This window comes from Fictibacillus terranigra (assembly GCF_030412265.1).
In the GTDB taxonomy this organism is placed as follows: domain Bacteria; phylum Bacillota; class Bacilli; order Bacillales; family Fictibacillaceae; genus Fictibacillus_C; species Fictibacillus_C terrinigri.
In genome coordinates this window covers 226,296-250,370 of the sequence record NZ_JAUHLN010000005.1, presented here as the reverse complement: position 1 = coordinate 250,370, position 24,075 = coordinate 226,296, and the positions used below count along the sequence as shown (strand labels likewise).

Below are 24,075 nucleotides of genomic sequence, written 5' to 3'. Positions count from 1 at the left end.
ATTTTCACTTGTGGAATTACGTGAAGATTTTCCTATTATATTGATCTTGGTTAATTTCTTTATCTGGTTCACGGTAGTAGTTTAAGTTTGTTATTTTGTTCTTTAACCATGAGCAAACAGATGTATACAATAGGAAAATCACAAAAATGTTTACACTTCCGTAAACGGTTTTGTTAATATATATGAGTTTGTGTTTAATATGATGTGGTCATTCTATGCACATTAACATACGTGGAATGATCCTTGGGTAGGGATATACTGAATTAAATATAATGATTAACTGTTGATCAAAAGTCGTGTAATGTATTTTAACGTCATTTTGTCCAAACATACACAAGCATAAACACTTACGCAATCAAAAGTACATATATAACCAAATCTATATATGTATTATTTGCGTATACAAAAATGGAAACACAAGTGTTGATAGTTATGCTGTTATAAACATTGCAGAAGTATTTATCGATATTACACACATAAACACATGCATAAACATTTGTATTTTTACTTGTAAAACCAATTGATGAGTTCCCAATTCTTAAATCCTGGATAGTTTGTTAAAGTGCAGTTTACGTTTAATTGTGATCTTTATCGAAGCTACGGAAGTGTTAATATTTACACTTCCGTAAACGATTTTGTTATTGTTTATGAGTTCCCACTATTCAAATGGTGAGTGTATGTTAGAACATATATTTAAAACAACAACAAGCAGCTCTGTTGTTGTTTTAAATGTTTTTATTATGTTTATAATGTTTTAATTGTTTTAGAGACAGCTAACCCCTTGATACGACAGGATTCTATCATCCTCTCTATCACTGATTCAGCGCGAAATATCACCATTTTAGCGTGAAGAATCACTGATTCAGCGTTCATTTATCACCTTTTCAACGTGAAAGGTCACTAATTCAGCGTAACATCACTTTTTCAGCGTCAAAACTAACTTTTATGGAGTAATCCTATGTTACTGGGGCATTTCACTCAGAACTATCACCGATTCAGCGCGGAATAAGATAAAGTATCACATATTCAGCGTAAGCTCACTTATTTTCTTTAATATTATTTAATCAGCGTACACTTCTTAAATTATGTTATGAGGGATTCGGTGACTAATGACAGGAACACCTAGTTTATTCGATCACTAAATCAGCGTAAAACTATCACTAAAGCAGCGTGAAATTCAATGAGATAAACTATTACTAAATCAGCGTATAATTTAATGAGATAAACTATCACTAAAGCAGCGTGAAATTCAATGAGATAAACTATCACTAAAACAGCGTGAAATTCAATGAGATAAACTATCACTAAAACAGCGTGAAATTCAGTGAGATAAACTATCACTAAAACAGCGTGAAATTCAATGAGATAAACTATCACTAAAACAGCGTGAAACTTCAATGATGAAAACTATCACTAAATCAGCGTGAAACTTCAATGATGAAAACTATCACTAAATCAGCGCGAAACTCAATGATGAGAACTATCACTAAATTAGCTAGAGCACAATCGATTTAACTATCAGTTTTTCAGGTTTTCAGGGTCAATACTGATCATCTATTGTTTAACTGTTCTATCACTAGAACAGCGGGAAATTATGTATTCTTTTACCTCAGATATTAAACTGGTTTTTAATGAGTAGTTGTATTATCACCTTTTCAGCGTTTGTATAACTCATATTTTATCCAGAACTAAGAAAATAGAATGTAATTTGTATATTAACCTTTTTACTATCACGTTTTCAGCGTGAAATGATGTCCCTAAAGAAATATCACCTTTTCAGCGCAGTCTTTCTGATTCTGTTAACTTAAATTGTTTCGAATGCTAAAGGTTATATCACTTAAACAACGTGATCTAGATGGAGGAAATATCAAGAATTCAGCTGCTTCAAATAAAGTAACTAATTAACTAATAATGATAACTTGATAAACCCATTAAACGGTGTTCTTGAGTATCTAGTATCACGATTGGGCAAAAAATTCATCTCTATTGCGCTTCTCCTCATCACTTATTGAACGATCACGAATTCAGCGAACGTAAATTATCACTTATTCAGCGAGAACAAGATAAAAATAATAGTTAATTATCACGAAATCAGCGTTATTTTTAATCTATTATCTCTCTTTCAGCGTGAAGGGGAGTAAACCGTCGATTTTTATAATTTTTTGGTAGATTTATCTTTCAATAATGTATCACTTCATTTATAGTAGTGATAAAAGGATAGATTGGAGGTCATTATGGTTAATCAAAATTATGTTAACCCACCTCTCAGTGATAGTTTAGCTTATTACGGTATGCAGAATGTAGAAATAAGGGAACCGGATCATTTAAGTGGTCATAACTGGGTAACTAAATCAAATGCCTTGATCGAAAAGACGTATCAGCTGTCCGTCATGGAACAGAAATTAATTCTAACGCTTGCTAGCCTTGTACAGCCGTCCGATGAGGCGTTTAGGCCCTATCAGATAAAAGTATCCGATTTCGTCCAGCTATTGGGCTTAAAATCGACAGGAAAGTACACAGAAATACGAAAGATTGTACAAGCTCTCCAGCAAAAAACATTGCCGATCCATACAGGCCAGTCGTTATTAGATATCACTTGGTTATCAAGTGCTGAATATTTTCACGGTAAAGGCTACGTCGAATTGGAATTCAGCCCTAAACTAAAACCTTACTTATTACAGTTGAAAGAGAAGTTTACTACATATCAGTTGAAAAATATCATACAGTTGCGCTCTTCTTACTCTATCCGGATTTACGAATTATTAAAGCAATATGAGCCCCTAAAGCATCGATCATTTACGTTAGAGGAATTGCGTGAAGTACTCGGCATTGAACCTAAGAAATATAAGTTGTTTGGCCATTTTAAGGATAAAGTGTTGAATGTAGGGAAGAAAGAACTCGAAGAAAAGACAGATCTCCGATTTGAATTTGAGGAGATTAAAAAGGGCCGCAAAGTAACCGGGATAAAATTTCATATTTACAAAAATAAGGCCAAGGTCAAAAGTATTCCTCTTTCTGGCGATGAGGAATATGAATCTGATGTTCAGGAAGCGTTAGAAAAAATGGGAGTAACCACCCTTGTAGCAAAGAGTTTACTTGATGAGTATGAACTGGATCAAGTGGAGCGCAACATTGCCTATAGCAAACTCATCATTGAAAAAAGGAAGCTGGACAACCCTGTCGGTTTCTTGATTAAATCCATCAAAGATGATTATGCAGCAAGCAGCAAGCAGCAAGTTTCTAAAGAACTTCCTGAATATCTCCTCGACCAGGACGATACCAAAAAACCATTGAAAAAGAAACCCGCTCTGCATCAGCAAGAAGCAATCGAAGTTGAACAGCATTTGCTAGAAACGAAAGAGCTCTTGCGCAATCTCATGGAGATTACAGGTGAAGACGAAGAAAAGTTAAACCATCGTTTTCAAGATGAAGTGATTCGCTGTTTTAGTGATATTTTAAAAGAACGGGAAAAACTACACCTTCCTTTTTATAGAGCAGAGGAATTTAATGATGATGGCATCCGTTCGATATATGTGTCCTTGATACCTGTTCAAGTATAAATAAATATAAATTAAAACCAATGCCTCCTGAGCGTTGGTTTTTGTTTTAGCTTTTATAGTAAAATACACAAGCATATACACATACATTTACGAGTATGTACTCGTTTATAAAAATATACGTATAGATCTTTTAATTGTTGGTAATAATAGAGAGTATAAAAATAAAATCGACATAGTAATGAAGGATCACCTGTTAAGACGCTGTATTAGTGATAAAAACACTCATTATTTATTGAATTCATACAGGAGTCTCAATCGATAAACGAACTACTGTCCAAGGAGGAAGAAACTTTCCGAGACAACTAGTTCCTGTTTGTTAATATCAATTATGTTGAGGTATGTATTTTTTGAACAATCTCAATATCAGTAAATGATAATGAAACTGTGTTGGGATAAAGTCATGAATGTAAATGATATCTGAAGTCTTTCAAGTTGCATATAATAATCAATAATAATTTTTAGTATACTTTTGTTTATGCTTGTGTTTATACAAACGTCTCTGTGTTTGGACATATAATTGAAGAAGTTAATCCTTCAATCCTTCAATCATTGTTGTCACTGATTAACCTGATATATTAAATGAATAGTACGGTCTTTAAACTCTTCCTAAAAAAAAATCAATGGTAACGATAAATCGTTCGAGTATATTTATAAAACTAATCCTTAAAACACAAGCATATATACAAACATCATTGGAAGTGTACGTGTTTATAAAAACATTATTATCTATTAATCTCTTGGTGATGCTCTAATAGCGCAAATTCAATTCCCTCATCATAACTAATAATCACATATTAAGAAACGCTGATTAAGTGATAATAAAAATAAGCAAGTGCCTATCACGATTTTGTGGCTAATGAAAAGTTTACTTCCAGAGTTCAGAGATGATCCTCCAATTATCAACGCCTTCTTTAAGAAGAACATTGATAAACAATTGAATCATATAACGGTTGATTATATGAGAATATGAGAGTGAAATGAGAATTAACCTCCATTAAGTTAACGTGATAGTTAGTTCAGCTGATTTAGAGATATCAATTATAAACACTTCCGTTGATGCAAGTGTTTGTGGAAACAAACATGAAAAATATGAAAATCGAAAAATCAAAATCACTTTTGTACATGCTTGTGTTTTCGCAAACGTTAATATATATAAAATAATTTAAAGAAATTAATTCTTCACTTGTTGCAGCCACTCATCCACCATATGCTTTAAGTGGATAGTTCGATCTTTAAACTCTTCCATCAAAAAACTAATTAACTGAGCTAATGTTATTTCTTCATTATAAGGGTTGTTCTTATTGATAAATTTAAGAACCTCTTTAAGCTGTTTCATTCGTTCTGGATCTAGTTTTTGATGGACAAAAGATTCAATATAGGTTTTTACGATGTCTGTTTGCTTAATAGAAATTTCTAACAAAATCATTGTGGCAGAGGAAACCGTAAGATCGAGAGCGTAGGCGAGGTCGGCAAGTTTATCATGGGTGGTTTGTTGAAAGCGAATAGTTACCCTCTTCTTTATACCCCCCCTCTTAACGATACGAGGGGTTTGTCTGGTAAGATCACCTAGATACAATAAATGTTCTGAAACTAAGAAATCTCTTCGAAAATATGAACTTAATTTCTCTATAACGGCCTTCGAGGATAATCCATAGTTGCAGAGATCTTCAGCGACATCTTTAATGGGTCGATTTGTAACATAAGAAAGCCGTGAAATACAATCATACATTTCAAGAGGTATCGTAGGTTTCACATCTCGTTTTTTATCGCAGCGCACTTTACGGGTTTTCGTACGGGTTTCTTCTTTCTTCATCATTCACCTCTGAATGGATAAATAAGATTAGGACACATTCTCACAGCCCTAAAATATGTATATGGGGTAGAACGACGTAGTATGAAAAGAATATCGGCGGAATTAATAAAAAACACAATGCTAAGAAGGTATTCTACCGAGTCCCGTATTTGTTTATGTTTACACAAGCAAAAACGCTTGTATTTATATATTTGTACTTTTATGTTAAAAGCTAGAAAGTATTATCATCGAAATTAACAATATGATGTTTTCGCAAAAGAATGCTGCAACGATATTCCTCACTCAGGGTCCTTTCCCTCTTTTTTTATTACCCAAAGGAAGAATAAGGTTGGGACACATTCTCACTGTCCTAGGATATTTTTTGAAGAGGGAAGAGTATGGATGAAAACTAGTGGACCGCTCCTTTTAATTGTTTAAATAATGTTGAATTATAAACATTTGTAAACACAAACGTTTATAATTGTGTTTACGCAATCTACAACTTAACTATAAAATTATCCAGTTAAAAAGCGAAAACGCTTCCGTAAACAAGAGCGATGTTGCTTTTATATTAATGAATTTAAATTATGATCAGTAAATGATTTATAAAAAAGAAACAAGCTGTTGATTAAGAAGAACTATACGGATACGAGGAGAGGAGCATACTTTTTCAGAACATACAATCTGGAGATACAGTACAAAATTACGTTAAAATCACACTGTTCCTATACGTATATTTTTATCTTTTATAATGTAAAACTTCCCGGAAAGTGAAGGAGGCACCTTTTCCATTAAAAAGTTAACAAATACTGAATAGGGATTGGATTTATTCTATTTTGTACCGATTCACTCCTGAGGTACGTTAGTAATCCAATTATAAAACATATAAAATAAACGCAAGCATATACACTTACATAATTGTATATGTAAGTGTATATCCACATGTTCCTACGGTAATCGTTGCATGCAACGGATGGATTATTAAATAGGAAACATTCTTGGACTTTCAGGTTGACTAATCAGTTAAAAATTCCCCGGTATTTTTAGTGTTTCCATGAATTAATTTGCTTAATTCGTTAATGAATGCTTGGATAATGACTTCAATTGATCTATTCCCTAAATCTACGATGAAAAGTATTATCAGCCTCTTTCGTATATGAAACACAAAATAGAATATTTTATCTTGTAAGTAAAAGCAAACACACTTCCGAAAACGTATGTGGGATTGTTTTGAATAAGAGTATTTAAATACATTCCCACTTCTTTATGCTCCATTCCCTCCGTTTAATCCTTCCTTATGTTTAGGACACATCCTTATTGTCTGTGTTTTTTGACTTTTTGGTATGAAACTTTGAAATGTTGTCCATCCTGTTGTTAGGTGAAGGATTAGTTATGGAGGTGCTTATAAGTGTCTAAGTTAAAAATGAGTGATAAAGAGGCTGCAAAGCTCGCAAAAAAGATATTGGATCACGGTAAGAAACACAGCATTCCATCTAAAAAGAAATAATCCATGAGTTAGTATCTCAATAATTCTGTAAACACAAGTGTTTATGTAAGCATAAACAAGTGTAGTACCAATAAATAGACTTATAACTCTTGAAGGTTTTCATAATTTCAACTCTTCCCTTAGTAAAGGATACATACTTGATTTACTTAATATCCTTAGGACACGTTATGCGTGTCCTAAGGATATTGATGTTTCTTGCAAATATGATATGTGTTTATGGTTGTGTAATCACAAACGTTTTTGTTTATATGGTATACACTGCTTAATTATGTTTATGGGGTGAAGTAATTTTTAGTATTATAAGATATTATTAAATGTTGCTGTGAAAAGCTAATGAGTGTCATTGTGCAACGGCCTTACATCTTTAACAGTGAACTTTAGATGTAATATTTCATATTTGAGAACGATAAAGCTTGTCAGTAACGGTTGAAACTGAATATCCACAGTTGGTTTTGGTTTCGTAAACAAAAGTGTAAATGAAGATGGATGAAATGGAATCCTGTCCACTGAGTTTGGTATGTAGGTAACACGTTTAACAAAAGTTTCCTGATGCTTTTCCCAATAATTATTTCAAAATGATGATCGATTAGTTTTTGTATAATACAAAAACACACGCGTTTTTATTTGCGTATGTGTTTTTGCATGTGTAAATATTAGATTATTAATGTATTATATAAACGTCGATTGAGTGTAGTTTTATATGTTATTAAACACATTCCATAAACAACGAAATAGCCGCTATGTTATAATACTGTACAAGTGGATACACAATCATTTACACTTGTGTAGAAGGAATTGTAGTTGTATGATCGAATAGATTAAGAAAGGAGGGAACGTGGTGGCAATTACAATTAGTTTTGGCATTCAAAAAGGTGGGGTGGGTAAAACCACAACTGCGGCGATTACAAGCTATTTACTTAGTAAAGATGCAAAAGTGTTGGCTGTTGATTTTGATTCACAAGGTAATCTAACCAGTTTTCTTACACAACGAAACATTTATGACTTTACAGAGAAAACGGTGTTACAAGCATTAAAAGATAAAAATCCAATACCGTACATATATGAAGTAACACCCAACTTGCATGTGCTGCCTGCAGAAGACTACCTTTCTACGCTGCCGCAGTACCTATACAGGGAGTATGCACCTTCAGGTAAAAACGTGAATGAGCTCCTTAAAGAAACATTGGCCGTGGTGAAAGAGGAATATGATTATATCCTTATTGATATGCCGCCCAACTTGGGAGACCATACAGTAAATGGAGTGACGGCAAGCGACTATGCAGTGGTACTGCTGCAGTCTGAACCATTTTGTTATGATGCACTCGAGAGGTATTTGGAGTTTTTACAAGGAGTTAAAGAATATACAAACAATGATTTAAAGTTAGCTGGGATCCTAACGTGTATGTTAGACGCTAGAGCAACGATAGATCTTTCAATTTTAGAGAAAACAAAAAATGATTATGAAGATCTCGTATTCGATGCTGTGATTCGCCGTCGTAGCAAAATTAAAGAATATACCATTGAAGGTATTCAAACACATACAAAGAAAGACAATGAAGCATTGAAACAATACATTGATTTTGTGAAGGAGTTGAAAGAGCGTGTCCAAAAAAGACCGGTTCAACGCACTACTTAAAGATAAAGATCAAGAAACAAGTAAGGGCGAAGTAAGTAAAAACGCTCATCTTGCTCTTTTCGGAAACGAAAACACTTCCAACAACACAAGTGAAACTAAAAGCGTAGTGACCAGTAAAGAATCAGTTTCAACAGATACTGTAGATATCTCTCAGCTTGCCGATAAGCTTGCTGCAGCGAATAAACCTAAACGAGTCAAATTTGAAGACACCCATACTAAATCCACCTATTGGATCCGAGATGATATCTTAAAAGCCTTTAATAAGATCGCTGGTGAACGCGGAGAAAAAACACGAATCATTAACCAAGCATTAATTGATTATTTTCAAAAACTTGAAAAAGAACTACAACAATCGTAACCACCTAATTTGGTGGTTTTTTTATTTTAATCAATTTATTTAGGAATTTATACAAAGTTTCTATTGCTCTATGCCTGCATCTGCATTTGGTTTGTGAATTATAAATACTTTTTTGTGTGCAATACTTACTATTGTTTACGCATGTTTAACCAAGCAGTTTTATGACTATCATAAGTTTGATTTTAAATCCGACATTATTTGTGATTGCAATTACACTTTTGTAAACACAAGCGTTTATGAAAATAAGTTTATAATTAATTACACAATCGAACTTGTATGTAATATTAAAACCGTAAGTGGAAGTAAGTTTGCTTTTAAATACTTCGCCATTGGAAGCAAGATGAGTAGTGTGAAAAAAAAGTTACAAAGGTACTGAATGTTCAAGTGGCTTCCTCAGGTTACGCGCCATTGATTCAGCACTAATACAAGTAAAAAAAGTAGTTCAAAATAATTGAGGCCTTATTATTCGATTAGAACTCTTAAGTGCGGAAGTTTTAGAAGCAAAGGAAATGATCTATACAACACCATGAAACTACTTTTCAAGACAAGGATTTCAACGGAATACCGTACTTTTTACTAATCTCAATCCCTTTTTTCTATTCCTCCGCTTTGAATGGTGATCGCTGGTTCTGGTAGGTCCCCTTCAAAAAATCCTTCATTTAGCTTTGTAAACGGAATGTGCAGTTCATCGTAGCCTTTTTAATGTTTGCCATGTATTCTCATCCTCTGTTTGAATATTAATATTGAATAATACTCACTGAATTCCGACTGGCCATACTCGGAAGGATTAACGAATCGGTTTTGGCTGCTGAACGATTATCTTTCTTTGCTGATTCTTCCATTCGCGCTGCCAGCGTTTGAATATAAGAATCCGTAAGTTTAGAAGGATAGTAGCCCACTCGTTCTTTTCGAGCAAACTTCAAATGAAACAACAGTTCAACCGTTGAAAAATTCATCAACTCCGGCTGGGAACCGGGCAGGAGTTCGTTCGCGTTCCATTTTCCTGAAGTCCAGTTCGGACGGCTAGAAAAGCGGCAAAAATTATATATATGTTCCTAAACAATACTACATTAATTGTAAGGAATTATCACAAACATATTGTCGAAATATTTAGCCTAATTTATAATAGTAAAGAATGAATTTTCTGAAAACGGGAGGGATATTTTGGAGGGATTTGTCACTAGCTTAAATGGTATCTTGTGGAGCAATCCTGTTATTTACACATTACTTGGAGTAGGATTGTTATTTTCTATTTTGACACGTTTTTTGCAGGTGCGGCACATTAAAGATATGATTTTGCTTATGTTCCAGGGAAAAAGTTCTGAGGCTGGAGTATCATCTTTCCAGGCGCTTTCCATTGCGCTTTCCGGACGTGTCGGAACTGGCAACATAGCTGGTGTTGCTACAGCCATTGCTTTTGGTGGTCCCGGTGCAGTTTTTTGGATGTGGGCCATTGCATTCATTGGGGCCTCTAGTGCATTTGTTGAATCCACTCTTGCCCAAATATATAAAGCAAAACAGGATGGGCAATATCGGGGTGGACCGGCTTATTATATTGAAAAGGGTATAGGCTGGAAATGGTTTGCCGTACTTTTTGCGTTTGCAGCATTAATCGCTATGGCTGTTCTTATGCCTGGGGTACAAGCTAACTCTATTGCTCTAGGGATAAAAAATGCTTTTGGAATCCAACCGGCAATTACTGGATTAGGGATCGTCCTCTTATTAGGCTTTATCATCTTTGGCGGAACAAAAAGGATTGCCAACGCGGCACAGCTTATTGTACCTTTCATGGCTCTAGGATATATTCTCTTATCAGTAATCATCGTAATCATGAACATTACAGAATTACCAGATGTCATTGCACTGATATTCAAAAGTGCGTTTGGGGTTGATTCAGCCTTCGGTGGACTGATTGGTATGGCCATTTCGTGGGGAGTAAAGCGAGGAATATATTCCAATGAGGCAGGCCAAGGTACGGGAGCACATCCAGCCGCAGCTGCTGAAGTGTCACATCCCGCAAAACAAGGTTTGGTACAAGCATTTTCTGTTTATATTGATACTTTGTTCGTATGCTCAGCGACAGCATTCATGATTTTGTTCACTGGAATGTATAATACACAGGCAGAAGATGGTTCATTCATCGCTAACAACCTGAAAGGGATGGAAGCGGGCCCAGGATTTACTCAGGCAGCCATTGACAGTGTGATTCCTGGTTTTGGTGCAGGATTTGTGGCAATAGCCCTTTTCTTTTTCGCGTTCACTACCATCATGGCATATTACTACATTGCCGAAACGAATATTACTTATTTATTCCGTAGAGATAGCAAATGGACGACACTATTATTAAAGATTGTAATCATGGCGTCTTCTTTCTATGGTGCGGTTAAGACTGCGAAAGTAGCTTGGGCACTTGGAGATGCAGGATTAGGCATCATGGTTTGGCTGAATGTTATTGCTATTTTAATTCTGGCTAAACCGGCATTGGTAACATTAAAGGATTATGAAAGACAGAAAAAGCAAGGATTGGATCCTGTATTTAACCCTAAGGCATTAGGAATTAAAAATGCAAGTTACTGGGAAAAAGAATTCACAGTCGATAAAAAAAACATTTCTTAATTCCAGTGTGCAAAAGAAAGAACAACAAGGACAGGTCCTATAGTACCCCAATCTTTGAACCTTTATTTTCAAATTAATGTCAGAATGTTTTAGGAAATTTTTCAAATCCCTTTCATCTATTTGATGAATAACCTGTTAAATTTATATTATCAACAACTGATAAAGAGACGGAGCATCCATTTTGGGTGCTTTTTTGTTTACTGTAATTGAGACCTTTTTACATAAAATACGAATGTAACGCCCCTTCTGTCGAACGAATTATGTAGTCGGGAGGAGAGTATGCTGGCCAGTTGCGATTATAATCATTGTCCTCATGTTTAGAGGCTGCCTCATAAAAATAATAAAACAAGGAAGATTACTCCCTTGTTTTATTTGATTACACAAACGTAATTGCAAGCACAAACAAAAGTATATTATACAAATGAAAACAAAATACTAAACCCTCGTTAAAAAAATGATTAGGATTCTTTAATTTTGAGACTGGTTAGTTCTGCTCTTTTCTTGTTTTTTAGAATTAAAAAAATATTCTTTCAATTTAAAAAACACTATGATAACATTATTAAAAATAAAGCAAGACTGTAATGATTTACTGTACTAGTAAATTTTTTCTGTATTACTGAAAGGGTGTTTACCATAGAAGAACTATACAAGAAAATCAAAAACTTACGTTTACAACAAGGCCTCACGTTAAAAGATCTTAGTGCCAAAACGGATTTATCCGTCAGTTTTTTATCTCAAGTAGAAAGAGGCTCCTCTTCTTTAGCTATTACCTCTCTAAAAAGAATTGCGGATGCGTTCGAAGTCCCCATCACCCATTTTTTTGATACAGAAACCAATCACAACTACATCGTAAAAATAGAAAGCCGAAAGCCTTTTACCATTGAAGGCTCTCCCGCAACGTATACGCGATTAAATGGGGAGTTTAATAGTCGAACGCTGGAGCCGCTTTTAGTGACACTGTCACCTAAACAGATTCAAACGCAAACATCGAGTCATCCAGGAGAAGAGTTTTACTACGTTTTAAAAGGAGCTGTCCTCTTTCATGTAGATGAAAAAGAGTACTTTGTGAGAGAGGGAGATTCCATTCATTTCCCTTCTCGGGTTCCCCATTTTTGGGAAAATCCCCTAAACGAGGAATCTACAATACTATGTGTATTGACGCCGGTTATTTTCTAAAAAAAGAAGAGAAAGGTGGTTCGGTTTTATGAGAATCGCAACCGATATTGGAGGAACATTTACAGATCTAGTTTATGTTGATGAATTAGGAAAAGTAGGCATCGCAAAAAGTCATACCACACCTCCCCACTTTGAAAACGGTGTGATGGATGTGATTGAAAAAAGTGAGATAGACCAAGCATCCATACAAACATTTATCCATGGTACAACCGTCATTATCAATGCTCTTACCGAACGGAAAGGGGTTAAAACCGGTCTTATTACCACGGAGGGATTTCGTGATGTCCTTGAAATTGCAAGAGGCAACCGACCGGATTTGTTTAATGTACGATACCAGAAACCGGCTCCGTTTGTTCCTCGGTACTTAAGGCAGGAAGTAAACGAGCGTTTAAATTACAGAGGGGATATACTTTCTCCCCTTGATTCAGAACAGGTAAAAGAAATCGTGGAACATTTTAAAACAGAAGAGGTTGAAGCGATAGCGGTTGCCTATTTACATTCATACGTCAATCCCATTCATGAAAAGAGGACAATCGAAATCATTAAAGAAGTCTGGCCTGACGTTGCGGTCACCGCATCCCACGAGGTCACGAAAGAATGGCGGGAATACGAGCGAACGAGTACGACGGTCCTCAATTCCTATGTCAAACCTATTGCTGCCTCCTATGTAAACCGTTTGGAACAAAAACTCCTTGAAAAGAAGTCGAAAAGTCAAAACTATATCATGCAGTCCAATGGAGGCACCACCACGTTTACCCAAGCCAAAGAAACCCCCATCAATATGGTGGAGTCAGGGCCGGTCGCAGGAATCTACGGAGCGGCTGTTCTAGGAGAGTTAATCGGTGAGGAAAATATTATCGCCTTTGATATTGGCGGTACCACAGCCAAGTGTTCGTTAATAAGCAAAGGAGAGGTCAAGGTTTCAACCGACTACTACATCGAAAAAAATGATCGAAATGCGGGCTATCCCATCAAAGTGCCGGTAGTCGATATTGTAGAAATCGGAAATGGGGGAGGATCCATTGCATGGATGGATGAAGGCGGCTCCTTAAAAGTAGGACCACACTCCGCAGGAGCGATCCCCGGCCCGGTAGCCTATGGACAAGGGGGAACAGAACCCACTACTACGGATGCTAACTTACTATCTGGCCGTTTATCTCCAAAGAATTTTGATTATGAGGTTGATCTTACACGTGTTAAGAAAGCAATCAAGGAAAAGGTAGCGGATCACTTCGGCATAACGGAAGAAGAAGGGGCTCTCGGTATTATCCGAATTGCGAATTCAAATATGCTGAATGCACTCAAATTGATCTCCGTTCGTAAGGGCTACAATCCAAGGGAGTTTACCCTCGTCGCGTTTGGAGGCGGTGGATCGATGCATGCGCCAGCCCTGGCTAAAGAATTGGGTGTGAAAAAAGTTGTCGTTCCCGTTGCATCATCCGTATTTTCAGCCTGGGGCATGTTAATGACCGACTTACGGCATGACTACATTCAAACCTTTATTCAACGTTTACATGGGACGGACTTAGACACGTTCAACAACGAATGGACAAAGCTCGAGAATCAAGCCATGACACAGTATCAAGAAGAAGGGGTTTCAGAGGATCGAATCCTGTTTACGAGATTTGCGGACATGAGGTATTTAGGCCAAGAACATACCGTAAAAGTGCCGGTTCCTGAAGGTGAACTAACGGAGTCGTCATTAAAAGAAGTCATTCACCGATTTCATGATCTTCACGAAAAGAACTATACCTTCAAGTTGGAAGAGGCACCGACTGAAATTGTGAATTTGCACTTGACCGCATTCGGCACCGTACAAAAGCCGGAACTTCATAAATTAGAATCCAAAAATCAAAGCATCCAAGCGGCAATAAAAGAAGTGAGAAACGTTTTTTATGAAGAGAAGGGTTGGTCTAAAACGAACGTATACGATCGGGATCTGCTTGGACCCGCAATGACCGTACATGGGCCTTCCATTGTGGAGGAACCTTCTGCAACTACGGTGTTGTATCCTGGCCAAACGTTGACCGTGGATGACTATGGAAATTTAATCATTGATACGGGGGTGGAATAATGACAACTGCAGGCAATGTAAAGGTCGATCCGTTCACATTAGAAATTGTAAAAGACTCCTTGATCGCTACAGGAGATGAAATGTTTTTTGCTCTGGCGCGAACATCCATGAGTCCTATAATCTATGAAGTATTGGATTATGCCAGTGGTTTAACGGACGCACAAGGGCAACTGTTAACACAGGGTAACGGGGTAACGGGATTCATTGGAATGTTAACGTTTATGGTAAAACAAACCTTGAAGAAGTTTAATACTAAGGATGGTTTAAAACCCGGAGATATCATTATCATTAATGATCCTTATGGTGGAGGGGGTTCCCATCTTTCAGATGTAGGGTTAGTGATGCCTATCTTTTATGAGGGTGAAATTGTCGCGTTCTCAGCAAACAAAGCACACTGGACGGAAGTGGGAGGAAAAGACCCAGGATCTTTCAGCAATGATGCGACAGAGATTTTTCAGGAAGGTCTTCAATTTCCTTGTGTGAAGCTCTTTGATGAGGGAAAAGTGAATCAACCTCTTTTGGACATTATTGAAGCGAATGTGCGCTTCCCTGACCTGTCGCTTGGCGATTTATGGGCTCAAGTAGCAGCACTTCGGACGGGAGAAAAACGAGTAAAAGAGCTTTGTGAAAAACATAGCCAAGAGGTGGTCCGTACCTCTATCGAACACTTGTTGGATCACGGTGAACAGATGGCCTTAAAAGAGTTGAAAAAACTACCGAAAGGAACCTTTAAGGCAGAAAGTTATATCGACGATGATGGTTTTAAAAATGGCCCCTTCAAGATACAAGTTGCTGTAACGATCACAGATGACAAGTTTAGTTGTGATTTTAGAGGAAGCCATCCCCAGGTGCCCGGCCCAATTAACTGTTCCTATACTGCACTGGTTTCGGCCGTCCGAACGATTTTTCTAGCCATAACCAATCCTTCTCAAGATGTAAACGATGGAGTATTCCGCCCTTTGGAAATCATCACGGATCCCAAATCCGTTTTAGCGGCAGAGCGTCCCGCTCCAGTATCCATTTATTGGGAAAGCATGTTGGCAGGTGCGGATTTGATCTGGCAGGCGATGGCTCCTCATCTACCGGAGCGATTATCGGCCGGTCATTTGCTGTCGGTATGTGCGGTTACGTTGTCGGGCAACCACCATGATACCCACGAACCGTTCCTTATTGTGGAACCTTCTGTCGGCGGTTGGGGAGCGGGCAAAGGTCAGGATGGTGCAAGAGGACAATTCTGTATCGGAGATGGCGAGACCTACAATGTCCCGATTGAAGTAGCTGAAACCCGATACGGAGTGATGATTGATGAGTACAGCTTACGAACCGACGGTGCGGGAGCTGGAGAATACATTGGTGGAGCGGGAGTCATTCGTTCGTACCGTGCCATGTCAGATAACCAGATGGTATCTGCTACCTTTGGAAGAAATCAATTTGTCCCATGGGGCTTCAATGGTGGGGGAGAAGGTTCATCGAATGAATTCATGATCGAAAAAGCGAGTGGAGAAGTGGACGGCCCTTTCGGCATATACCCACGGTATCCATTAAACACAGGAGATGTCGTGAAATTAATGACGGCTACTGGCGGGGGGTATGGAAATCCATTGGATCGTCCCGCTCACCAAGTGGCCTGGGACGTGAAAAACGGGTACATCTCCATTGATCAAGCAAAAGACACGTTTGGCGTCATCTTGCATCCCGTAACATTTGCGGTTGAAAGAGTGTCTGAAGAGAGGGGAGGTTCTCATGAAGATTCTTAAACTTCAAGATATCCCTCCAGAAGAGAATAAGGCCTTTTCTCTTCGTACTGTCTTTGAAAAAGAAAACAAAGATACAACAGTAAAAATTGGGACAGTGACCATCTACCCGGGCGAGCGAGTCCCTTTAACGGGGGTATCCAACCATACGGAAGATGAATATTCCGTGATTGTAAAAGGGACATTGCTGACGGAAAGTAACGGAAATCAACACCGGGTATCATCCGGACAAGCAACGTTCATACCCGCCGGAGAAGAACATATAGCCTTTAATGATGGAGAGGAAACATGTGAATTGGTGTTTGTTTTAGTGGGATAGGCCTTGTATAATACAGGGCCTTTATTTAAAAAGTGCCATAGGGAGGTTACGAAGATGGAGGATACAGGCTGGAACAAATCAGGGAGTGATGAAGCCCTTTCGGCTATACCCATGGAGAAAAGGCAGCACTGGATCACACCGGCGATGATTTTTGGAGGCCTAGAATTTACCATTCCCGTGTTAATGGTCGGCGCTACCCTGGTCGGTGCGTTTGGAATGTCGTCAATTTTTTGGATTTTGTTGGTTGCTTTGATTGTCTTTCAGTGGATCGGTAACACCGTGGCGGGGTATATGGGAGCCAAAACCGGACGTTCTTCTTCCGTTATCGCTCGAACCAGTTTTGGTGCTCATCAGGCACGGTTCATTGTAGGGCTCACCATTTTTCTAGTGTCTTTAGGATGGTGGGCGGTTCAAACGGCCGTTGCCGGTAATGCCATTTCAGCGATGATCGGTATTGACTATGAACATAATCTCGTTTCCTGGGGGATAGTGACCATCATTGCAGGATTATTGTTTGCGATCCCCTCTATTATTGGATATGCCTCTATGAAGTGGACCGACTACATTGCGGTTCCTGCAGGTCTTCTGTTAATTATCGCTGGGATTTTCTACGCGTTGCAAAACACAGGATGGGATACCATTACGTCTTGGAAACCAACCTCCTCTATGTCCTTCCTAGCTGCAGTAAGCTTAATTATTGGGGTCAATGTGTCTCAATGGGTGATAGCTTCTGACTATACTCGTTATGCCAAACCCAAAGTGAAAGATAATATCCTTATCCCCTTAGGAATTGTGGCGGTAGGATTCCCGCTGTTCTATGTCGGCGCCATCATGTCGGTAGGTGTCGGCGATGCGGACATCGTCAATGTCATGATGAAGCTCGGCTTTCCGGTATGGGGATTTTTAATTCTCTGGTTTGCCACATGGACGAGCCAACTCGTGAACAATTACAGCATGGGCCTGGCACTGGCCAATATGTTAAATGTTAATTCAAACAAAGGCCGAGCGCTGTTAACTCTAGGCGGAACCATTATCGCCATCATCATTGCGTTAGTCGGTATCCTCGATCATTTTATGGACTTTCTTTACATGACTGCTTTAATTTATCCCGCTATCGCTGGAGTCATGATGGCCGATTTCTTCTTTTTACGTCAACAACAATGGGTGGATCACCAAGGGTGGAACTGGATGGCTACCATAGCGCTAGTCTTTGGCACATTGGTTGGTTATTTCACACAATATGTGACGTCCTTTGGACTGCCGGCTGTTCAATCTCTACTTGCGGCAGGAGTCGTTTATCTTATTTCGATGAAAATAAAAAGAAGCGTAAAACCGGATCATTTCACTAACATCAAGGAAATGAGTGTCTATGAGGAAAATAAACATAGATTAAGCATTAAGTAAAGTAGCCAAGGATCGTTGTTCGGATGAGAGCATACCTGGCTGGAAGTTGAAGTAGACTAGAAGATTTATCCAGTATTCTGTTGTGTAATTGTGTATAAATCAAGTAAAATGGGGTAAAGAAAGATTAATAGATTCTAATCTTGGCCACACTTACATATACGTAGAGTATATGGGAGGTGTAGTCAATGAAGAAGAAGGGTGATGACGAAATGAACGTAGCAGCTCAAAAACAAAAACAAACGGATCGCCAAAAACGTCTAAAAGCTAGTATGGATAAACTGATGAAAACCAACGGTAAGGCATTGGAGAGACTCAGTAAGAACTAATGAGCATTGAAAATCTTACAATAGAAGAAGTTGAATATATACACGATATTATGCTTAAGAAGTATGGTGGCATTCCAGGTAGAGAAAAAGGTAAGCTCGAAGGAGTGCTGGCAAAGCCTGAATCCGGACTATTGAGTTCTATCCTACACTGGAGGAAAAGGCAGCTGTTTATCATTGCTTTTTAGCTATTGGTCATTGTTTTTTCGATGGCAACAAGCGCACATCATATGCTAAAGCCTTTGCTTTTTAGATCTCAATGGATACACGCTCATTGCAGATGACGATGAGATCTATGATTGGACAATCCGAATAGCAAACGATGATACTTGGCCACCGTTTGAAGAGGCAGTAGGGTGGATTAGGTTTCATATGCACAAACAAGAATAGCCATTATTCTCATACGTGAGACGATGGCCATTTTTTATGGTTATTTTCCCAAAGTTTTTGCTCTCCAAATAGGCCGTATTTTCCGAAGGTCTTTTATTTTTTCTTCCTCAAGCTAATGATATCGCCGGTTCTGGCAGGTTTTCTTCAAAAACTTATTTATAATCATTAACCTCCGACTAAATCGGTTTCGGTTGCTGAATGACCATATCCTTTTTTGCAGACTCCTCCATTCGCACTGCCAGTGTTTGAATATAAGAATCTGTCAGTTTCGTTGGGTAATAGCCAATTCGTTCACGAACCAGGTTCTCTACCACAAAACACTTTCGCGTGGCCCGTTCGTATTCGATAAACGTGTAGTGTTCTGCTTCGGAAAACTCCTTTGCTCCCTGTTTCATGGCTTGAATAAACACATAACGCTTCTGATAAATATCCGCTCGTTCTTTTCTGGCAAATTTCAATAGACACAGCAATTCCACTGTAGAAAGCAGCATAAGTTCCGGGGTAGTCTTATTCAGATCCGAAAGAGAGGGCTGACACGCCGGCAACAGGTTTTTTCGTTGGCCGTTTTCCTGAACATCCTCGAGTTTCAATTGCATCTCACAAAACGAACAGTAACAGTCCCCTGAATGTTTATAGGTCACTTGACTCCCACAATACGCACAGGTTTTCATTGGACTCTCCTTTCATTATCTGTATTTGATCGGCATTAATTTGTTTTAACCCAGCAGCCCCGCAAGGGGCCGCCGCGACTATGCCGTGGCCCCTTTGTTAGGGGAGTGTTTCTCAAGCCGTTCAATGATCTGATGGCTGCAGCTCACAATAGCCGTTCCAATCCGTTTCATGATCTGAAGGTCCTGGGTCCATCCGGCAATGTAGCCAAAACTGTACTCACCGGTCTCATACCCGAAATGATGCAGGACGACATAGGCGACCGCTTCCGCTTGAGCTTCTCGAATGGCACGGTTTTCTTTTTCAAACGGGGCGCCTTTTGCATGCAGCAAATGATGGGCGTACTCGTGAATCAGTGTTTTAAGCTGCTGCAGCATGCTTCTTTTCTCATGGAGTGCGATATATCCCTCCACCAGATGATAATATCCGTTGGCGTCGCCCGTATCCTCCAATCGGACCGGGATCTCTATTTTTTTGATCCAATCCTGCAACAAGGTCTTTTCTGTTTCCCCATCGCCTTCTAACGTTTGAACGGGTGGCGCCGGAAGGTCCTGGCCGTCCGTACTCGCTACGTCAAATACATTCACGTAACGGAATCCATACAACTCCTTCCCTTCTTTTCCCTGTCCTTCCCTTTTTTCCTCCTTTTCTTTTTTCTTTCGAATCAAAGGAGCCAGCACCATAATGGCTTTTGCGCCCTTAGTCACAAACCGCCCGTGTTTCTTCCACTCCTGAAATCCTTTGACAAGCGTCGCTTGGGGGTTTTGCTGGTAAATGAGAATGGTGTTGTTAAAGCTGTAGGCATGAAAACTCGAAAGAAACCGAAGCCACTCCTGAAATTTCTCCCCCGTCATAACGTCCTGAATCCCTTGATCCAACCGTTTTTGAATGTCTTCTAATCCTTTAGCTTGTCCCATCGTTTTTTCCTCCCTTGTTTTTGCGCTGAGAGCGAATCCCTTCCCTAAAGGGGAGCATTTCGCCCTTTTGACGTGGAGAACGAACAAGGAGCCTCGGTGGACGGTCAAGGGACCAGCATAAAAAGTTTTTTGAGCGACTTTAACAAAAAAGTTTTTTGCCCCTTGACTGGCCGACGATCCGACTTGGCGTTCAGCCGGGGGAGGGCGCAAGCCTGGGAGGCTCGGACGGCTGAACGGTTAGCTCGGATGGCGTGCTTGTACGATTCGCAGCGCAAAAGGGTGGAAAAAGAACATAAAAAAGCAGCCGTGAAGGCTGCTGTCCTTAAAAATATTGATTTTAGTTAATGGTATTCGGCTCGTTCGGTATGGCGGCCTGCCGTAAAGGGGTCAGGAACCTACGGACTGTAGGTGGGCTTGGGCTTCCGTACAGACCGTGGTTATCGAGCGAATTAATGCCGAAGCGACACATACAGAATGACAGAAAGCGTTCTATGCTTTTTGATCAGTCTGTTGTGCAGTCGCCCGCTATTCATTCCATTCTTTATTTTCTCGTCGTTCTCTTTTACCTTTCGGAAAGGGGCATCCATGATTCATGTGTGTATCTTAGTTCCATTCTGTTGTGATTTGCAAATTACCCCGTTTTCATTGTTTACAAATTATGTTGCTGAAATCCAGCAACCCACGCTCATCATTCATTCAACTCTAACCTTACCCAGGTACTAAGAGGGTTTTAAATTTATGAGAATTCGACGCAGAATATCATGATTTCTTTGTTTTACATTTTTCATGACATGACAATAATGGATAGCGATTGACTCTTCCAAGGTCGAAAAATTCCCCCCTTAAGTCCCCGTTATGATTATTTAAGAGGAAAGGTTTTGGTGTCTGATATTAACGAATTACTCGATAAAGAAATCAACCAAAAATCCAGGCTAAGGTAAAGATAAGGAATTGGACGAGGACAGGAATGCTGCGAAGTCCATCTTTCGTCGGATTTACATTATAACAGCCGGGAGTATAATCAAAATACCCCCTAATTCTATATAAGAACTTTTGAAGGAAGAAGTGCACATTGGTGCACTTCTCTTTTTTTATGGAAACCGTAAAATCCCTACAATAAAGATGGAGCATGAAAATCTTAGATCTTCAGCTATCGTCACGGAACTTTTGTACTCAATAGTAAAAGTATTTTTCATTTGTCACTTCTAAATCTCCCTCGAGCTTTTATCGTAGTTCCATGAATGGCTTACTTGCAATAAAAAAGAAAAGAGAGAAGGGGGAACCTCTTCTCCCAATAGGTTTATAAATATCCTCGTTCTTTCAAGCTGAAAAAATCACCAGATGCATTGACAATCAGATGGTCCAGCACTTTAATTCCAAGGAGTCTACCACAGTCGACTAAATGAATCGTAACGTCAATGTCTTCCCTTGATGGCTTGCAGTCCTGGGAAGGATGCTGATGGCTGATGATAATCGACGAAGCATTATTTAAGATGGCAGATTTAAACACTTCACGAGGTACAACAATACTGGCGTTCAATCCTCCAATATGGCAGCGATGGACAGCCACCACTCGATTCTTCGTATTGAGACACATCACGAAGAACACCTCGCGATCGTCCTCGCCGATGAAGCTTGTGGGTATTTGGGCTCCATCTTGAGGGGAGCGTATGATGTATTGTTCGCCTCCTTCCACCTCCTGAATAATTTGTTTAATCCGTTGAATTTCATAAATTTTCTCCATAGCAAAAAAGCTCCTTCCATAGTTTGAGACGGAAGGAATGTTGGGCACGAACAGGGGGAAGGGGGCGCTTGACAAAGAAGCGCACTCGCCAGTGAGCCGTAGGCAAAACGCCAGTTCTTAGCGTTTTGCCGTTAGAAATGGAGGTAAGCCCAATGACTTAGGGACCATTAGAAAGCGATTTTTGCTTTTTTAGGATCCGTTAGCCGACTTGGTTTAGCCGATTTCTTTCGGCTCACGCCAGCCCTTCCGGCTGTCATAAGCCCACACATTATAATGGAGAGAACAAAGGAAGGAAACGGATAAAGTTAAAGTGAGGCTGACTTCATCATGGCTTTTTATCTGGGTCCGTTGAGGTACCGTTCGCGTTTTCTTAATTAACTAAATGGAATTAAACGTTTGTTTAAAAAAGATCCGTCACTTGAGAAGAATTCATTTATTAAAATAATGAGCTGAACAATGTGGAAATTAATTGATGCACAAGCAATTTCGCTTTTGTGTATGTTTGTGTTTTTGGACAAACGCTATTGCTTTAAGTTTATAGAAGCAGACAAAACCAAGGTATGATAAGCGGTGGGTGGATAGCGCTATTAAACTATAATATTGAATAAATAGTTCATCGAAGCTAACGCGCCGGTTTGTATTGGAGGGTGACCTGCAAGTATTGAATACCAACAGGTAATTGTGCGAACAAGATCGAAGCCTTTATGAGGAAAAGTTGTGGAGTATAACGATTTAATCTGAAATGAAAAGCTGGAGTGACATTTTAAAAACATGGGTCTCGGAGCGATCTGTGATATTGACCCAGCTAAAAAAGCGATATGTGAAGAAGTGTATCTTAAAGTTTATTATGAGTTAGCAGGTGGCAGATATACGTAATCAAGTGCGCCATCGCTCTTAACAAATTTTAGAAATTTCAAGTTTCCAAGCTGGCTTCTCATCAAAAACATAGGTAAATTTGAATGCTTGACAGGGTTACTACAGGTAATCGGCTTTTTTTTCCTAGTTATTAGTACAAACCTTCAGCCAATTTCTGAATAAATTATAAAATGAACAGTTTTTTTCTACTAAAACTGATTTTCATATAACAAAAATATAGAAAAGGAGTAGTTTGAAAAATTGCCAATTTACACAGTGAATATTTATGGGATTTTTACGAGCGGAGTAGCATCTGGAAGTACAGTAGCTCAGCGTCGTGCTAGGTTAGAAGATGATGTCAGAAGAGCAAATGAGATTTGGAGATTAAATGATGAAAACAGGATTAATTTTGTAATAGCCAGACGATTTATAATTAATAGAACGGTTAACGCTACTAATATGACAAGTGATGAGGCACTTATGAATGGCTCTGCCCCTACCACAATTATCAACCAGGTCAGAAATATGACCAATAATGCCATTGGCATTTATGTCATTTATCTAAGTGGAAATGGATTTTCGAATGATGCAGACAGTGTTGGCGGTGCAGAGCCCATTTCATTTGTTGACGAAAATAACTACCAATTTATTGGACAAGTAGCACTTACGGATGCAGCGCTTAATTCGGATCTCTTTGCCCATGAAGTTGGACATGTTTTATTTGCCCGTTATATAACAAATCCACAAAACAATGAAATCATATACAATGATGATGATCCAACCGGTCCTTACACAGAAATAGATCCAAATACGGGCGACTTAATAGTGGTTGAGCCTTATCATAGTCGCTTTACCGATAATATCATGTATCCGATAACATTTGGAACCAATAGAAATATAACAGCTGCCCAATTAGAACTTGCAGGTACTAGTAATATTGCATTGTAATAAATGCAATATCCAAAATCCAAATCAAAACGA

The 24,075-nt window shown here is 38.8% G+C and carries 17 protein-coding genes; 12 read left to right on the top strand and 5 right to left on the bottom strand.

Annotation, left to right across the window (positions count from 1 at the left end; genetic code table 11):
* Positions 1-2,234 precede the first annotated feature (2,234 nt).
* A complete protein-coding gene (locus QYF49_RS21135; RefSeq protein ID WP_290401570.1) occupies positions 2,235-3,560 on the top strand; it encodes a replication initiation protein in 1,326 nt (441 codons plus the stop codon).
* Between the two features lie 1,171 nt (positions 3,561-4,731).
* Here the strand turns inward: QYF49_RS21135 and QYF49_RS21130 are convergent.
* Positions 4,732-5,376, bottom strand: coding sequence for a hypothetical protein (locus QYF49_RS21130; protein WP_290401569.1), 645 nt, complete (start codon positions 5,374-5,376; stop codon positions 4,732-4,734).
* Between the two features lie 2,321 nt (positions 5,377-7,697).
* On the opposite strand from QYF49_RS21130, the gene QYF49_RS21125 reads away from it, so the two are divergent.
* Together QYF49_RS21125 and QYF49_RS21120 are read left to right on the top strand one after the other, a co-directional pair.
* A complete protein-coding gene (locus QYF49_RS21125; RefSeq protein WP_290401568.1) occupies positions 7,698-8,495 on the top strand; it encodes a ParA family protein in 798 nt (265 codons plus the stop codon).
* The gene (locus QYF49_RS21120) at positions 8,461-8,853 is read left to right on the top strand and encodes a hypothetical protein (protein ID WP_290401567.1); all 393 of its coding nucleotides are present in this window, start codon (positions 8,461-8,463) and stop codon (positions 8,851-8,853) included. The genes QYF49_RS21125 and QYF49_RS21120 overlap by 35 nt, the downstream gene beginning before the upstream one ends.
* 737 nt (positions 8,854-9,590) lie before the next feature.
* On the opposite strand, the gene QYF49_RS21115 is transcribed toward QYF49_RS21120, so the two are convergent.
* Positions 9,591-9,809, bottom strand: a complete 219-nt coding sequence (locus QYF49_RS21115; RefSeq protein WP_290401566.1) for a hypothetical protein — start codon at positions 9,807-9,809, stop codon at positions 9,591-9,593.
* Between the two features lie 208 nt (positions 9,810-10,017).
* On the opposite strand from QYF49_RS21115, the gene QYF49_RS21110 reads away from it, so the two are divergent.
* From QYF49_RS21110 to QYF49_RS25900, 8 genes are all read left to right on the top strand, one after another.
* Positions 10,018-11,469, top strand: coding sequence for an alanine/glycine:cation symporter family protein (locus QYF49_RS21110; RefSeq protein WP_290401565.1), 1,452 nt, complete (start codon positions 10,018-10,020; stop codon positions 11,467-11,469).
* 633 nt (positions 11,470-12,102) lie between these two features.
* On the top strand, positions 12,103-12,645 hold the full coding sequence (locus QYF49_RS21105; RefSeq protein ID WP_290401631.1) for a helix-turn-helix domain-containing protein: 543 nt from the start codon (positions 12,103-12,105) through the stop codon (positions 12,643-12,645).
* Between the two features lie 28 nt (positions 12,646-12,673).
* Positions 12,674-14,719, top strand: coding sequence for a hydantoinase/oxoprolinase family protein (locus QYF49_RS21100; protein WP_290401564.1), 2,046 nt, complete (start codon positions 12,674-12,676; stop codon positions 14,717-14,719).
* Positions 14,719-16,476: a hydantoinase B/oxoprolinase family protein gene (locus QYF49_RS21095; RefSeq protein WP_290401563.1), complete on the top strand. Its 1,758-nt coding sequence runs from the start codon at positions 14,719-14,721 to the stop codon at positions 16,474-16,476. Before QYF49_RS21100 ends, QYF49_RS21095 begins: the two co-directional genes overlap by 1 nt.
* The gene (locus QYF49_RS21090) at positions 16,463-16,792 is read left to right on the top strand and encodes a cupin domain-containing protein (RefSeq protein WP_290401562.1); all 330 of its coding nucleotides are present in this window, start codon (positions 16,463-16,465) and stop codon (positions 16,790-16,792) included. The genes QYF49_RS21095 and QYF49_RS21090 overlap by 14 nt, the downstream gene beginning before the upstream one ends.
* Before the next feature lie 54 nt (positions 16,793-16,846).
* Positions 16,847-18,196 (top strand): cytosine permease, encoded by a 1,350-nt coding sequence (locus QYF49_RS21085; protein WP_290401561.1) that lies wholly within the window; start codon positions 16,847-16,849, stop codon positions 18,194-18,196.
* Between the two features lie 185 nt (positions 18,197-18,381).
* Positions 18,382-18,522: a hypothetical protein gene (locus QYF49_RS21080; protein WP_290401560.1), complete on the top strand. Its 141-nt coding sequence runs from the start codon at positions 18,382-18,384 to the stop codon at positions 18,520-18,522.
* Between the two features lie 121 nt (positions 18,523-18,643).
* Positions 18,644-18,772: a Fic family protein gene (locus tag QYF49_RS25900; RefSeq protein WP_354005867.1), complete on the top strand. Its 129-nt coding sequence runs from the start codon at positions 18,644-18,646 to the stop codon at positions 18,770-18,772.
* 313 nt (positions 18,773-19,085) lie between these two features.
* Here the strand turns inward: QYF49_RS25900 and QYF49_RS21075 are convergent, their stop codons facing one another.
* The 3 genes from QYF49_RS21075 to QYF49_RS21065 form a co-directional block, all read right to left on the bottom strand.
* Complete coding sequence (locus QYF49_RS21075; protein ID WP_290401559.1) at positions 19,086-19,580, bottom strand: hypothetical protein; 495 nt, start codon at positions 19,578-19,580, stop codon at positions 19,086-19,088.
* Positions 19,581-19,658: 78 nt separating this feature from the next.
* Positions 19,659-20,495 carry an ArdC-like ssDNA-binding domain-containing protein gene (locus QYF49_RS21070; protein WP_290401558.1) on the bottom strand — a complete coding sequence of 279 codons (837 nt, stop codon included), beginning with the start codon at positions 20,493-20,495 and terminating at the stop codon, positions 19,659-19,661.
* 1,300 nt (positions 20,496-21,795) lie between these two features.
* Complete coding sequence (locus QYF49_RS21065) at positions 21,796-22,239, bottom strand: JAB domain-containing protein (RefSeq protein ID WP_290401557.1); 444 nt, start codon at positions 22,237-22,239, stop codon at positions 21,796-21,798.
* A 1,116-nt stretch (positions 22,240-23,355) separates the two neighbouring features.
* Here QYF49_RS21065 and QYF49_RS21060 point away from each other — a divergent pair.
* A complete protein-coding gene (locus QYF49_RS21060) occupies positions 23,356-24,042 on the top strand; it encodes a zinc-dependent metalloprotease family protein (RefSeq protein ID WP_290401556.1) in 687 nt (228 codons plus the stop codon).
* The last annotated feature ends 33 nt before the right edge of the window (positions 24,043-24,075 follow it).

Coding starts and splice junctions, on each gene's coding strand:
- QYF49_RS21135 (WP_290401570.1), top strand. CDS start 2,235: ATGGTTAATCAAAATTATGTTAACCCACCTCTCAGTGATAGTTTAGCT.
- QYF49_RS21130 (WP_290401569.1), bottom strand. CDS start 5,376: ATGATGAAGAAAGAAGAAACCCGTACGAAAACCCGTAAAGTGCGCTGC.
- QYF49_RS21115 (WP_290401566.1), bottom strand. CDS start 9,809: ATGAATTTTTCAACGGTTGAACTGTTGTTTCATTTGAAGTTTGCTCGA.
- QYF49_RS21100 (WP_290401564.1), top strand. CDS start 12,674: ATGAGAATCGCAACCGATATTGGAGGAACATTTACAGATCTAGTTTAT.
- QYF49_RS21095 (WP_290401563.1), top strand. CDS start 14,719: ATGACAACTGCAGGCAATGTAAAGGTCGATCCGTTCACATTAGAAATT.
- QYF49_RS21090 (WP_290401562.1), top strand. CDS start 16,463: ATGAAGATTCTTAAACTTCAAGATATCCCTCCAGAAGAGAATAAGGCC.
- QYF49_RS21085 (WP_290401561.1), top strand. CDS start 16,847: ATGGAGGATACAGGCTGGAACAAATCAGGGAGTGATGAAGCCCTTTCG.
- QYF49_RS21080 (WP_290401560.1), top strand. CDS start 18,382: ATGAAGAAGAAGGGTGATGACGAAATGAACGTAGCAGCTCAAAAACAA.
- QYF49_RS21075 (WP_290401559.1), bottom strand. CDS start 19,580: ATGAAAACCTGTGCGTATTGTGGGAGTCAAGTGACCTATAAACATTCA.
- QYF49_RS21070 (WP_290401558.1), bottom strand. CDS start 20,495: ATGGGACAAGCTAAAGGATTAGAAGACATTCAAAAACGGTTGGATCAA.
- QYF49_RS21065 (WP_290401557.1), bottom strand. CDS start 22,239: ATGGAGAAAATTTATGAAATTCAACGGATTAAACAAATTATTCAGGAG.